Source organism: Rhodococcus sp. BP-241 (assembly GCF_019836145.1).
In the GTDB taxonomy this organism is placed as follows: domain Bacteria; phylum Actinomycetota; class Actinomycetes; order Mycobacteriales; family Mycobacteriaceae; genus Rhodococcoides.
In genome coordinates, this window is record NZ_JABUEI010000008.1 from 54,171 (window position 1) to 68,364 (window position 14,194).

Consider the following 14,194-nt stretch of genomic DNA (forward strand, 5'->3'; position numbering starts at 1 on the left):
CGCCCGGTCGCGGATCGGCCGGCGGTACTGTCGGCGGCGTGACCGTGCTGATCATCGGCGACGCCGACCGTCCGGACTCGGCCGGTGAGAGCCCGGGCCGATTCGCGGTGCGAGGTCCGGAGTCGGACGCGTGGTTCGACGCCGAGACGGACCGTGCGGTGGTCGGCTGGCGCTGTGTGCTGATCGGTTCCGCAGCCGATGTCGCGGTCTACCGTGAGCTGGCGCTGCGGGCGGGCGCAGAACCCGACGAGATCTCCGTCGTCGTCACGCAGGACGGCAGTGTCGACGTCTACTGCCCGGTGTGCGGAACGGTCGGACCGGCACCGCCCTGTGGGTCCTGCGGTGCGAATCTCGTGGTGACCGACTATGTCTCGAGCCGTCTCGCTGCTCGCCTCGGCGTTCCGGACGCCGCGTCGTGACACTGCGGGTGGTCCACTCGACCGCGGTCACTCCGGACGGTGCGGTGCGGCGCATCGACCTCGCGCCGCTGCGCTCGGGGGACGCGCTGCCGTCGTTCGTGCCCGGAAGCCACGTGGTGGTGCGCTGCGGCGACGACGCGTCCGCCCCGTACAACGCCTATTCCCTGATCGGGCCGCCGCACGCCCCGTCCCTCTACTCGTGCGCGGTACTCGCCGTCTGCGCCGGGTCGCGATGGCTGCAGAGCCGGCGCCCGGGTGACCTCGTCGAGGTCGACACTCCGCGCAGCACCTTCGCTCCGGTTCTCCGTGCGCGGAGGCACCTGCTGGTGGCCGGCGGGATCGGCATCACGCCGATCCTGTCCCTGGCGCGGTGGCTCGGGTCGACCGCCGAGGTGCACTACGTCCACCGGCCGGAACGCGGCGCGTTCGCCGAGGACGTGGCCACGTCGTGCGATGCGCGGATCAGCACCACCCGCGAGGACTTCACGAGCGGACTGGCGGACGCGCTCACCCGGCAGCCACTGGGAACTCACCTGTTCGTCTGCGGGCCACCCTCTCTCGTCGAAGCGACGCTGACTGCCGCGCGTGCGGTGGGCTGGCCGGAGAGCCGTCTGCACACCGAGGCGTTCATCCGCCCCGATACTCCTCGCCGGTCGTTCGTGCTCGAACTCGCGCGCAGCGGTCGCACCCTGCCGGTGTCGGCCGACGAGTCGGTGCTGGACGTCCTCGACACTGCCGCCGTGTCCGTCGACCGGCAGTGTCGTCACGGTGTCTGCGGTCGGTGTCGGACGCCCGTGCTCGCGGGCGCCGTCGATCATCGCGACCTGTTCCTGTCCGACGACGAACGCACACGGTCGGATTCGATGATGGTCTGCGTGTCCCGCGCCGCGGGGGACCGTCTGGTGGTGGACCTGTGACCGACCTACGGGCCTTCCCGTTCCCCTTCGACGGTGACACGTACCGGTACAGCACGAATCTCGAACCGGCGCGCACGGCTCATCGGACCGCCGCGGGCGGCTGGGGTGAGCACGTCGTCGAACCGGGCACCGACTATCGGGACGCGCTGGCCGAACGCGCCCGCATCCTCGCACGGGACCCCCGGCGAGCGGTGTCGTTGCCGCACATGGCGCCGGCCGGGTGGGACGCGCTCGAGACGGTGCTGACCGAACTGCACCGCAGCATGCCCGACGAGACGACGCTCGATCTCGACGACGGGCGTGTCCGTTTCTCGAACAGATTGTCCGGCACCAGCATCGACGTCGCCAGAGGTGACCCGAGCGTCGACCCACTGCTGCTGGCGGCGGGGGAGACCCCGGACGATCTGGTCCTGCTGGACACCCGCGGCGGCGAGCTGTTCGCCGACGCGGGCGTGGTGACGTTCGCGTCGGGGTGGTCCGTGAACTTCGCTCTGGGTGCGAGCTTCGAGGACATCCACGGTCCCGTCCCGCGTGTCCGGGAGGAAGGGGTCGTGGCGCGGGTGCGCGCGTTCCTCCTCGGGCTGGGTGCGGGATTGACCGTGCGGCGCACCAACTGGTCGCTCGGGGTCGATCATCGGCTCGACGCCTCTCTGGAGACGCGCGGGGAGTGGGCACGCGCGCGACGGCACCTCGAGACCGCGTCCGTCGACGAGGTCGGCCGGCGCCTCTGCCTGCGGGTCGAGGTGCAGCACCTGACGCGCCTCGCTCCGTCCGGTGCGATCCTCTTCCTCATCCGCACCCATCAGGCCTCGCTCGACGAACTCGCCGCGGTGCCCGGCTGGGCGGAGCGCGTCGTCGCGGTCACCGCGGAGCTGCCGCGTGACATGGCCGACTACAAGGGGCTGACCGCGCTGCGACCGGCGATCGACCGCTGGTGGCGGAGCAGACGTCGCGCGGTGCTCGGGTGATCGCCTAGGTTCGGGGGCATGACCGACGCGAGCGCTTTCCGGACTCCCGACGCCTACCTCGACCTTCCCCGCATCGCGGGCCTCGCACTGTCCGTCGACGGAGCGTCGCTCGTCACCACGATGTCCGAGCTGAATGCCGCACGGACGAAGTACGTCTCGAGTCTGTGGTCCATCGCGACGGACGGCACGTCGGCGCCGCGCCGGCTCACCCGGTCCGCCACCGGTGACTCCGCACCGACCTTCGCCGCGAACGGCGACCTGCTCTTCGTGCGAGCGGAGTCCGGTGACGACGACGCACCGTCCGCGGTGTGGGCGCTGTCCGCGCGGGGCGGAGAGGCCCGCAGAGTCGCGCACCGCGGCGGAGGGGTCGGGGGAGTCGTGGCCGCGTCCGACGCGCCGGTGTTCGCTGTCTCCGGTGAGGTTCTGGGCGACGTCGACCGTGACGAGACGCTGCGCGCGCTGCGGAAGGACAAGGCCGTCTCCGCGATCCTGCACAGCGGATATCCGATGCGGCACTGGGACAGCGACCTCGGTCCGGCGTCCACGCACGTCTTCGTGGGGAACCTCGGCGACACCGAGGACACCGACGTCGCACTGCGGACGGTGACGCCGCGACCCGGCGGTTCGGCGGGCGGCGGCGCGTACCGCGACACCTCCGTCGCGGTGGCTCCCGACGGCTCGTGGCTGGTGGCCACACGCAGGGTCGCGGGAGCCGATGCCACCACACGGCACGTGCTCGTCCGGATCGACACCTCGGACGGTGCCGACGCCGTGCTGGTCGACGACCCGGTGGCCGACGTCGGAGCCCCTGCCGTCTCGCCGGACGGAACGCGCGTCGCCTTTGTGCGCGAGACGCATCCGGAACCGGATGCGGCGCCGCGGACCACGCTGCACGTCCTCGACCTGACGACCGGGCTGCCGGAGCAGTGGGCGGCCGGGTGGGACCGGTGGCCGTCGTCGCCGGTGTGGTCCGCCGACGGGCGCAGCATCCTGGTGACGGCGGACGACGACGGCCGGGCACCGATCTTCGTCGTGACGCGCGACGCGGCCCGCCGCCTGACGCAGGACGACCACGCCTACACCGACCTGCGCCCGGCTCCGGACGGTGATGTCGTCCACGCGCTGCGCTCGTCGTATCTCGTTCCGCCGCATCCGGTCCGGATCACGCTCGTCGACGGTGCGGTGACCGAGCTGCGATCACCGGCCGCCACGCCGGCACTGCCGGGCACCCTCGAGGACATCGAGACCACCGCCGAGGACGGTGTGCGGGTGCGCGCCTGGTTGGCTCTCCCAACGGGCACGTCCGCCGACTGGCCCGCGCCGCTGGTGCTGTGGGCGCACGGCGGACCGCTCGGATCGTGGAACGCCTGGTCGTGGCGCTGGAATCCGTGGATGCTGGTGGCCCAGGGATTCGCCGTCCTGCTCCCCGATCCGGCACTGTCCACCGGGTACGGGCAGGCGTTCGTGCAGCGCGGCTGGGGCCGATGGGGGACGGAGCCCTACACGGACCTGATGGCCGTCACCGACGCCGTCGAGCAACGCGAGGACATCGACTCCACGCGCACGGCGATGATGGGCGGCTCGTTCGGCGGCTACATGGCCAACTGGGTCGCAGGTCACACCGACCGCTTCCGGGCGATCGTCTCGCACGCCGGTCTGTGGGCGCTGGACCAGTTCGGTCCCACCACCGACGAGGCGTCGTACTGGGCGCACGAGATGACGCCGGAGATGGCGTTCGAGAACTCACCGCACCTGGCCGTCGCGGACATCGTCACCCCGATGCTGGTGATCCACGGCGACAAGGACTATCGCGTGCCCGTGGGCGAAGCGCTGCGGTTGTGGTGGGAGCTGTTGTCCGAGTCCGGTTCTCCCGCCGACGAGAACGGGGAGACCGTGCACCGGTTCCTGTACTTCCCCGACGAGAACCACTGGATCCTCTCGCCGCAGCACACCGCCGTCTGGTATGGCGCCGTGCACGCCTTCCTGGCCGAGCACGTACTCGGACAATCCACTCCGATGCCCGAGATCCTCGCGGCGCGACCGGGCCGGACCGTCGATCCCGACGCGCACTAGAATCACCCGGTGACCAGATCGACGACAGCGCCCGACGAGAACCCTGCCGACCGCCTGCCCAAGGCCTGGAATCCCGGTGACGTGGAAGCAGGCCTCTACCAGGGATGGGTCGACTCCGGGTACTTCGTCGCCGATCCGGACAGCGCGAAGCCGGGGTACTCGATCGTGCTCCCGCCGCCCAACGTCACCGGCAGCCTGCACATGGGCCACGCCCTCGATCACACATTGATGGACGTCCTGTCCCGTCGCAAGCGGATGCAGGGCTACGAGGTGCTGTGGCTTCCCGGCATGGACCACGCGGGCATCGCCACGCAGTCGCTCGTGGAGAAGCAACTCGTCGCCGAGGGAACGTCCAAGGACGAACTGGGTCGGGACGCCTTCATCGAGAAGGTGTGGGAGTGGAAGCGTGAGTCCGGCGGCACCATCGGCGAGCAGATGCGCCGGATCGGTGACGGCGTCGACTGGAGCCGCGAGCGGTTCACGATGGACGAGGGCCTCTCGCGTGCTGTCCAGACCATGTTCAAGCTGCTCCACGATCGTGGCCTGATCTACCGCGCCGAGCGCCTCGTCAACTGGTCGCCGGTGCTGAAGACGGCGATCTCCGACATCGAGGTCAAGTACGAGGACGTCGAGGGCGAACTGGTCTCGCTGCGCTACGGATCGTTGAACGACGACGAACCGCACGTGGTGGTCGCCACCACTCGTGTCGAGACGATGCTCGGCGACACCGCCGTCGCCGTTCACCCCGACGACGAGCGCTACCGGGACCTGGTGGGAACGACGCTTCCGCACCCGTTCCTCGACCGCGAGATCCCGGTCGTCGCCGACGACTACGTCGACCCCGAGTTCGGCACCGGCGCCGTGAAGATCACGCCGGCACACGACCCCAACGACTTCGAGATGGGTCTCCGGCACAGCTTGCCGATGCCGTCGATCATGGACACGTCGGGCCGGATCGCCGACACCGGAACGCAGTTCGACGGTATGGACCGCTTCGAGGCTCGTGTCGCCGTGCGCGAGGCACTCGCGGAGCAGGGCCGCGTCGTCGCCGAGAAGCGTCCGTACGTCCACAGTGTCGGCCACTCCGAGCGCAGCGGCGAGCCCATCGAGCCGCGACTCTCCCTCCAGTGGTGGGTGAACGTCTCCACGTTGGCGGCCTCCGCCGGCGACGCCGTGCGCGACGGGCGCACCGTGGTGCACCCGAAGAGTCAGGAACCGCGGTGGTTCGCGTGGGTCGACGACATGCACGACTGGTGCATCTCGCGCCAGCTGTGGTGGGGGCACCGCATCCCCATCTGGTACGGACCCGACGGTGAGACGGTCTGCCTGGGCCCCGACGAGACGCCGCCCGAGGGCTGGGTGCAGGACCCGGACGTGTTGGACACGTGGTTCTCGTCCGGCCTGTGGCCCTTCTCGACGATGGGCTGGCCCGACCGCACTCCCGACCTCGAGAAGTTCTATCCCACCAGCGTTCTCGTCACGGGTTACGACATCCTGTTCTTCTGGGTCGCCCGCATGATGATGTTCGGCACCACCGTCGGCGACGAGCTGCCCGGTCCGGTGCCGTTCCGCGACGTGTTCCTGCACGGGCTGGTGCGCGACGAGTTCGGCCGCAAGATGTCGAAGTCGAAGGGCAACGGCATCGACCCTCTCGACTGGGTCGACCGATTCGGTGCGGATGCACTGCGTTTCACGCTGGCGCGCGGCGCCCATCCCGGCGGTGACCTCTCGGTCGGCGAGGACAACGCGCAAAGTTCGCGCAACTTCGCCACCAAGCTGTTCAACGCCACCAAGTTCGCGTTGATGAACGGCGCTGTGGTGCAGGATCTCCCGGCCCGCGAGACGCTCACGGACGCCGACCGCTGGATCCTCGACCGGCTGGCGACGGTGCGCGCCGAGGTGGACGACGCGCTGGACCGCTACGAGTTCGGCAAGGCGTGCGAGGCGCTGTACCACTTCGCCTGGGACGAGGTCTGCGACTGGTACCTCGAACTGGCCAAGGTGCAGTTCTCGTCGGAGAGCGCGGCGGAACCCACTCGTATCGTCCTCGGTGTCGTGCTCGACTCCATTCTCCGCCTGCTGCATCCGGTCGTCCCGTTCGTCACCGAGACGCTGTGGAAGGCGCTCACGGGCGGCGAGAGCATCGTGGTCGCACCGTGGCCGAAGGAGACCGGGGTCGGAGCCGATCCCGTCGCGTTGCAACGCGTGTCCGACATGCAGAAGCTCATCACCGAGGTGCGCCGCTTCCGCAGCGACCAGGGCGTGAAGCCGAAGCAGAAGGTCCCGGCGCGGCTGCTCGGGGTCGAGGAGGCGGACCTCACGGCACAGATCCCCGCGACCCGTGCGCTCGCCTTCCTGACGGAGCCGGAGGAGGACTTCGCCGAGACGGCGTCCATCGAGGTCCGATTCTCGCTCGGTACCGTCGTCGTCTCCGTCGACACGTCCGGCACCGTCGACGTGGCGGCCGAGCGCAAGCGCGCCGAGAAGGATCTCGCGGCCGCGGAGAAGGAACTCGCCGCGACCACGGCCAAGCTGGGCAACGAGGCCTTCATCGGCAAGGCCCCCGAGGCGGTCGTGAACAAGATCCGCGCACGGCAGCAGATCGCCCGCGAGGACGTCGAGCGCATCACCGCACGTCTGCGTGAGATGGGGCCGGCGTGAGCTATCCGGGAAACTCCGGGCCGGAGGGGGTGACGGGACCCTCGCCGGTCGATCTCGCCGAGTTCACGCTGGTGGAGTCCGAACTGGACCAGCGCTGGGGCGAGACGACCATCGAGCCGTCGCTCACGCGCATCAGTGCGCTGATGGACCTGCTCGGGTCCCCGCAGGCGAGCTACCCGTCCATCCACGTCGCGGGCACCAACGGCAAGACGTCGGTCACCCGGATGATCGAGTCGCTGCTGCGGGCGTTCCACCGGCGCACCGGTCGCACCACCAGCCCCCACCTGCAGTTGGCCACCGAGCGGATCGCCGTCGACGGGGTGCCGCTGACCCCTCGCCAGTACGTCGACACGTACCGCGACATCCTGCCGTACGTCGAGATGATCGACGCGCAGTCGGAGGCCGCGGGCGGGCCCAGAATGAGCAAGTTCGAGGTGGTGACCGCGATGGCGTTCGCGGCGTTCGCGGAGGCCCCGGTCGACGTCGCCGTCGTCGAGGTGGGTCTCGGCGGGCGGTGGGACGCCACCAACGTGGTGGACGCGCAGGTCTCCGTCATCACCCCGATCGGTATCGACCACATCGAGTACCTCGGTACCGATCTGGCCGGTATCGCCGCGGAGAAGGCCGGCATCATCAAGAAGGCCCCCGAACGGCTCGATCCAGTCGACACGGTGGCGGTTCTCGACGAGCAGCAACCCGAGGTCACCGACGTGCTGTTGCGGCGTGCCGTGGAGATGGACGCGGCGGTGGCCCGCGCCGGGTCCGAGTTCGTGGTCCTGGCCCGTCGCGTCGCGGTCGGCGGTCAGCAGCTCGAGCTCCGCGGCCTCGGCGGCGTGTACGACGACATCTTCCTTCCGCTCCACGGTGAACACCAGGCGCGCAACGCCTCGCTGGCCCTCGCGGCGGTCGAGGCGTTCTTCGGCGCGGGTGCCGACCACGGACTCGACGTCGAGACGGTGCGCGAGGGTTTCGCCTCGGTGGTGAACCCGGGCCGACTCGAGCGGGTGCGCAACGCACCGACGGTCTTCGTCGACGCCGCGCACAACCCGCACGGCGCCGCCGCACTCGCCGCGACGCTGACGGCCGAGTTCGACTTCCGCAAGCTCGTCGGCGTCGTGTCCGTGATGAAGGACAAGGACGTCGACGGCATTCTGCAGGCACTCGAACCCGTACTCGACGAGATCGTCGTGACCCACAACGGCTCCCCGCGCGGGCTCGACGTCGAGGCACTCGCCGACGCCGCCGTGGCCAAGTTCGGCGACGAGCGTGTCGTCGTCGCGGAGACGCTCCCGGACGCACTCGAGATCGCGATCGGCATCGCGGAGGACGTCGCGGACGAGGGTGAGGCCGTCTCCGGTGCCGGCGTCGTCGTCACGGGATCCGTGGTGACCGCCGGTGCGGCACGCACTCTCTTCGGGAAGGACCCGGTATGACAGTCCCCGAGGCGGGCCAGGTCCCGCCGCCCGCACGCGATCCGTGGAAGGGGTTCCGCGGCGTCTGCGCCGGCACCCTCGTCCTCGAGGCGATCGTCGTCTTCCTGTCCCTCCCGGTCGTCGCGACCGTCGGCGGCGGACTCACGTGGATCAGTGGGACGTACATCATCGCGCTGGGCGTGGTCATGCTGCTCGGTGCAGGACTGCAGGGTCGGTCGTGGGCTCTGTCCTTCGATCTCGCGCTGCAGGTCCTGGTGATCCTCGGCTTCTTCGCGCACCCGTCGATCGCCGTCGTGGGCGTGCTGTTCCTCGCCGTGTGGGTGTACCTGCTGTATCTGCGCCGCGATCTCCGCAAGCGCATCGCCGAGGGCCGGTTGCCGAGCCAGCGAGAATGACGCCGGTGCTCCGGGGCCGATCGAGGGTCCTCTAGGCTCAGCGCTCGTGACCGAACGCACTCTCGTACTGATCAAGCCGGACGGCGTCGAACGTCGCTACGTCGGCGACATCCTCGGCCGTATCGAGCGCAAGGGGCTCGACCTCGTCGCCCTGAAGCTCCTGACGGTGGACCGCGAGGTGGCGGAGAAGCACTACGCCGAGCACGCCGAGCGGCCGTTCTTCCCCGACCTCATCGAGTTCATCACCTCGGGACCGCTCGTCGCGGCGGTGCTCGAGGGTCCTCGTTCCATCGAGGCCTTCCGTCAGATCGCCGGTGGCACCGACCCCGTGGCCAAGGCGACGCCCGGCACCATCCGCGCCGACCTCGCGCTGGACGGACAGAAGAACCTGGTCCACGGCTCCGACTCGCCCGAGTCCGCTGCTCGTGAGATCGCGCTCTGGTTCCCCGAGCTCGGCTGACGCTCCACCTCGAGTCCCACCCCCGACCGCCGGGCCGCACCGCGAACCCCGCAGTGGCACGCGGCGGTCGGGGAGTGTGGGATACTGGCCTAGGTCGCGACGCGCACCACGCGAACGTGACCGGATGACAATCACGGACCGAAGCCCGTCATCGCGAACACGCGCAGGCATCGATGCGAGTCTCCTTCTCGCACCGCCGACGCGTCCCGCTGAAGATCAGGTGCTCGGATCGGCCATCCGCCCAGGCAGTGCGGTGACAGTCGCCGACCGTTCCGGTCGACGACCTGACGCAGTGCGAACCCGCTTTTTCGTCGGATCGTCCGATCCCGCGAACGAACCATGACTCCCGCGTGGCCGCGTGCCATTCGACGGACGACGCCCGATCGGGCACCTCGACCGTGGATGTTCGCGCCCGGGAGCCCGAGGAGAACACGTGGCCGACACCGTGCCGCCCCAGGAGCCGCTCGATCAGGGCGCCCCCACCTTCCCCGAGCGCATCCGCGTTCACGCGCTCGCCAAGCTGCTGGGAGTGACCAGCAAGCAGGTCGTCGCCCAGCTGGCCGAGATGGGCGTGGACGTCCGCAGCGTCCAGTCCAGCGTCGTTCGTGACGACGCGCAGACCGTCGCCTCCGCACTGGGTGCTCCGGCTCTCGACGCCGCCGACGTGGCAGATCTGCCCGCTGCCGAGAGCACACCTCCCGCTGCCGAGGAGACCAGCTCGGCGTCCACGGCCGACGAGAGTCCGGCGTCTCCCACCGAGCCGGACCTCTTCACGAACATCGAGACGGCCGAGGCGACGGCCCCGTCGTCCGCCGACCCCGCCACCGCGCCGCTGTTCCTGCAGCCCGAGGTCACCGAGGCGCCGAAGGCTCCCCGGACGCGGGCACGTCGCGCTCGATCCGCGCCGAAGAAGGCGGAGGTCGACGAGACCACGACAGCGGACGCACCCGAGGCCGAGGGCACTGCCGACGTGTCCACCCCTGTCGAGGTGTCCGCCCCCGCCGAGAGCACCCCCGCCGTCGAGACGGCGACCGAGTCCGACACCTCCTCGTCCGATGCCTCCGCGTCCGACGAGGGCACCGACGACGACGCGAACGAGCAGGACGGATCGTCCGGTCCTCGCCGCCGCCGCCGTGGCCGTCGTGGCCGTGGTCGTGGACGCGGCGACAACCAGAACGACGATCAGAGCGACGACGACGAGTCGGACGAGTCCGCCGCGGATCGCTCCGATGCGCCTGCCGCCGAGGACGCGACGGCGGAACCGGAGACCACGGACACGGACGACGCCGCGGAGGGCGACGACGCGCCGAAGCGCTCCTCGAGCCGCCGCTCGCGCAGCCGTCGTGGGTCGCGGGCGGACACGTCCGCCGACTCGGACGCGCCCGAGACCACCGATTCGACCGACGCGTCGAGCACGAGCGACACCACTGCCGGCGAGACGGAACCGTCCGCGGAGGACACCGACGGTGCCTCCGGGGAGAACGACGGTGCCTCCGGGGACAACGACGACGACTCGACCGGGGACAGCGCGAGCCGTCGTCGGCGCCGCCGTCGTCGCCGCAAGAGCGGTGGCGAGAGCGCGGACTCCGAGACCACGACCGACGACGATCCGCCCAACACGGTGGTGCACGAACGCGAGCCGCGTCAGCGCGCGGCCAAGTCCAAGGACGAGGTCCAGGGCATCACCGGGTCGACCCGGCTCGAGGCGAAGCGTCAGCGTCGCCGCGACGGTCGTGACGCCGGCCGTCGCCGTCCGCCGATCCTGACCGAGTCCGAGTTCCTCGCGCGCCGCGAGTCGGTGGACCGGACGATGGTCGTGCGCGAGAAGTCGCTGGCCGGGCACCCGGACCTGACCCAGGTCGCGGTGCTCGAGGACGGCGTTCTCGTCGAACACTTCGTCACCAGCACGGCCTCGGGCTCCATCGTGGGCAACGTGTACCTCGGCCGCGTGCAGAACGTGCTACCCAGCATGGAAGCCGCGTTCATCGACATCGGCAAGGGTCGCAACGGTGTGCTGTACGCCGGCGAGGTCGACTGGGACGCCGCCGGGCTGGGCGGCAACAGCCGCAAGATCGAGCAGGCCCTCAAGCCCGGTGACCAGGTGCTCGTGCAGGTCAGCAAGGATCCCGTCGGGCACAAGGGCGCCCGGTTGACCACGCAGATCTCGCTCGCCGGCCGCTTCCTGGTCTACGTGCCCGGTGGCTCGTCCACCGGCATCAGCCGCAAGCTGCCCGACAACGAGCGCAAGCGTCTCAAGGACATCCTGCGCGACATCGTCCCGTCCGAGGCCGGGGTCATCATCCGGACCGCGTCGGAGGGCGTCAGCGCCGAGGAGCTCGAGCGCGACGTCACCCGTCTGCAGGCGCAGTGGGCCACCGTCTCGGAGCGTTCGACGGGTGCCGAGGCGTCCAAGTCGTCGGCTCCGGTCACGCTGTACGAGGAGCCCGACCTCCTGGTCAAGGTGGTCCGCGATCTCTTCAACGAGGACTTCTCCAAGCTGGTCATCGAGGGCGACCGTGCCTGGTCGACGGTGCAGAACTACATCGAGACCGTCGCCCCCGACATGCTGCCCCGCGTCGAGCGGTACACCTCGGCGTCCAAGGACGTCGATGTCTTCGGTGCCTTCCGCATCGACGAGCAGCTGGCCAAGGCGCTCGACCGCAAGGTGTGGTTGCCGTCCGGCGGCACGCTGGTGATCGACCGCACCGAGGCCATGACCGTGGTCGACGTCAACACCGGCAAGTTCACCGGTGAGGGCGGCAACCTCGAGGAGACCGTCACCCGGAACAACCTCGAGGCGGCCGAGGAGGTCGTGCGGCAGATGCGCCTGCGCGACATCGGCGGCATGATCGTCGTCGACTTCATCGACATGGTGCTCGAGTCCAACCGCGACCTGGTGCTCCGTCGCCTGACCGAGGCCCTGGGCCGCGATCGCACACGGCACCAGGTGTCCGAGGTGACGTCGCTCGGACTGGTCCAGATGACGCGCAAGCGCATGGGTACCGGTCTCATCGAGGCGTTCTCCACGACGTGCGAGCACTGCCACGGGCGTGGGCTGATCATGCATCAGTTCCCCGTCGAGCCGGCCAAGGACGAGGGTGGGCGCTCCCATTCCCGCTCCGATCGGTCGCGGTCCGACAACTCCCGTTCGGACACCACCTCCCGCTCCGACAATTCCCGCTCCGACAGCCAGGCCTCCGAGGGCGGCTCGCGTCGCAAGCGCGGCGGCCGGGACCGGTCGGAGAATCGAGTCGACGAGACGACGACGGCCGAGACCACCGAGTCCGAGTCGGGAAGCGACACGGCTGCGCGTCGTGCTCATCCCGTCGCTCTGGCCATGGCGGCGCACCTGCATCCGGACGATGTCGCCGAGGTGGCGGACACCGTGTCGGATCCGATCGAGGACGCGACGGCCGCCGTGGCAGCGGTGCGCGACGCCGCCGGCCGCAACGGCCGATCGGACTCGGCCGCCGTGGTGACCGAGACGTCGGACACGCCGTCGACACCCGATTCCGCCACACCCGAACCCGCGGCGCCGGAGCCTGTCGCTCCCGAACCCACCGCCGCGACGCGTCCGCGCCGCAGTCGTCGGGTGTCCCGAGCGGCGTCCGCGCCGGCCGGGGACTCCGCCGGCACGGTCATCGTGGTGCCCTCGGCGTCCGAGACGTCCACGGCAGCACCGACTTCCGACAGCGGCGACGAGGGCGGCGCTGCCGAACCCGTTGCGGTGACCGTCGGGGGCGGCGCCTCCGTGGAGCCCGTCGCACCGGTCCGGCGTCCGCGCCGTCGGGCAGCGGGTCGGCCGGCCGGACCGCCGGTGGACGACGAGGCCTGAGCTGCGGCCGAGCACCGGGCCCGGCGGTTTGACCGGGCCACGGGCTCTACCGTAATCTTGGACAGTCGCTGCCGGCGACGTGGCTCCGTCCTGTCCTCCGCGAGGTGAGCGGGCGCAGCCACCCGAACTTCGGTTCGCCGGCGCAAGAGTGTGACCAGCAGGGGCTGCGGAACCGCAGCCACGAGACCAGTCACGTCCCCGACCAGGGACGTGAGAACGCATCAAAGAAGCAAGGGGTAGCCCTCCGATGGCAACGTACGCGATCGTCAAGACCGGCGGAAAGCAGTACAAGGTCGCTGTAGGTGACCTCGTCAAGGTCGAGAAGATCGAGGGAGCGCCCGGAACGGCTGTCTCGCTTGCTCCCGTTCTCGTCGTCGACGGGTCCGAGCTGACCACCGGGGCCGACAAGCTGGCCGGCATCACCGTCACCGGTGAGGTCGTCGAGCACACCAAGGGCCCGAAGATCCGCATCCACAAGTTCAAGAACAAGACCGGGTACCACAAGCGTCAGGGACACCGGCAGAAGCTGACCGTCCTGAAGGTCACCGGCATCAAGTAAGTCCTGATACCGGTCTCCATCCGGCGTCTCTGCGTCACCACGGCTCGTTCCACCAGGGCTCGTCCATCACGGCACCGGCTCCACCAACCCCGGGAGGGTTTCTCATGGCACACAAGAAGGGCGCGTCCAGCTCACGCAACGGTCGCGATTCCAATGCTCAGCGTCTCGGCGTCAAGCGCTTCGGCGGACAGTCGGTCAGCGCGGGCGAGATCCTCGTCCGTCAGCGCGGCACCCACTTCCACCCGGGTGTGAACGTCGGCCGTGGCGGCGACGACACGCTCTTCGCCCTCTCGGCGGGTGCAGTTCTCTTCGGCACCAAGCGTGGCCGCAAGACCGTCAACATCGTCCCGGCCGCCGCGGAGGCCTGATTCTCCTGCGGCGCCCGCGAGGCCCGGCTTCGGCCGTTCGCGCGACGTCAGTGCACGTTCCCGTCAGGGGCGGTTCGGAGGGCTCGTCCTCCGTCCGCCCCTGACG

Annotated in this window: 11 protein-coding genes; all 11 read left to right on the top strand. The window is 70.1% G+C overall.

Going from position 1 to position 14,194, the window contains the following annotated elements:
• Positions 1 to 38 precede the first annotated feature (38 nt).
• The 11 genes from HQ308_RS16290 to rpmA all read left to right on the top strand — a co-directional run bounded on the left by HQ308_RS16290 (position 39) and on the right by rpmA (position 14,088).
• Positions 39 to 419 carry a hypothetical protein gene (locus tag HQ308_RS16290; protein WP_222647164.1) on the top strand — a complete coding sequence of 127 codons (381 nt, stop codon included), beginning with the start codon at positions 39 to 41 and terminating at the stop codon, positions 417 to 419.
• On the top strand, positions 416 to 1,336 hold the full coding sequence (locus tag HQ308_RS16295; protein ID WP_222647165.1) for a PDR/VanB family oxidoreductase: 921 nt from the start codon (positions 416 to 418) through the stop codon (positions 1,334 to 1,336). Before HQ308_RS16290 ends, HQ308_RS16295 begins: the two co-directional genes overlap by 4 nt.
• On the top strand, positions 1,333 to 2,304 hold the full coding sequence (locus tag HQ308_RS16300; RefSeq protein WP_222647167.1) for a DUF3445 domain-containing protein: 972 nt from the start codon (positions 1,333 to 1,335) through the stop codon (positions 2,302 to 2,304). The genes HQ308_RS16295 and HQ308_RS16300 overlap by 4 nt, the downstream gene beginning before the upstream one ends.
• Before the next feature lie 18 nt (positions 2,305 to 2,322).
• Positions 2,323 to 4,377: an alpha/beta fold hydrolase gene (locus tag HQ308_RS16305; protein ID WP_222647169.1), complete on the top strand. Its 2,055-nt coding sequence runs from the start codon at positions 2,323 to 2,325 to the stop codon at positions 4,375 to 4,377.
• Positions 4,378 to 4,386: 9 nt separating this feature from the next.
• The gene (locus HQ308_RS16310) at positions 4,387 to 7,038 is read left to right on the top strand and encodes a valine--tRNA ligase (RefSeq protein WP_222647171.1); all 2,652 of its coding nucleotides are present in this window, start codon (positions 4,387 to 4,389) and stop codon (positions 7,036 to 7,038) included.
• A gap of 29 nt (positions 7,039 to 7,067) precedes the next feature.
• On the top strand, positions 7,068 to 8,471 hold the full coding sequence (locus HQ308_RS16315; RefSeq protein WP_374198539.1) for a folylpolyglutamate synthase/dihydrofolate synthase family protein: 1,404 nt from the start codon (positions 7,068 to 7,070) through the stop codon (positions 8,469 to 8,471).
• Entirely contained in the window at positions 8,468 to 8,866 is a 399-nt protein-coding gene (locus HQ308_RS16320; RefSeq protein WP_027505665.1) for a DUF4233 domain-containing protein, read from the top strand. Before HQ308_RS16315 ends, HQ308_RS16320 begins: the two co-directional genes overlap by 4 nt.
• A 46-nt stretch (positions 8,867 to 8,912) precedes the next feature.
• A complete protein-coding gene (gene ndk / locus HQ308_RS16325) occupies positions 8,913 to 9,326 on the top strand; it encodes a nucleoside-diphosphate kinase (protein WP_056445877.1) in 414 nt (137 codons plus the stop codon).
• A gap of 433 nt (positions 9,327 to 9,759) precedes the next feature.
• Positions 9,760 to 13,161 (top strand): translation initiation factor IF-2 N-terminal domain-containing protein, encoded by a 3,402-nt coding sequence (locus HQ308_RS16330; protein ID WP_222647175.1) that lies wholly within the window; start codon positions 9,760 to 9,762, stop codon positions 13,159 to 13,161.
• 247 nt (positions 13,162 to 13,408) lie between these two features.
• Positions 13,409 to 13,720: a 50S ribosomal protein L21 gene (rplU, locus tag HQ308_RS16335; protein WP_027505669.1), complete on the top strand. Its 312-nt coding sequence runs from the start codon at positions 13,409 to 13,411 to the stop codon at positions 13,718 to 13,720.
• A gap of 104 nt (positions 13,721 to 13,824) precedes the next feature.
• On the top strand, positions 13,825 to 14,088 hold the full coding sequence (gene rpmA, locus HQ308_RS16340; RefSeq protein WP_027505670.1) for a 50S ribosomal protein L27: 264 nt from the start codon (positions 13,825 to 13,827) through the stop codon (positions 14,086 to 14,088).
• Positions 14,089 to 14,194 lie beyond the last annotated feature (106 nt).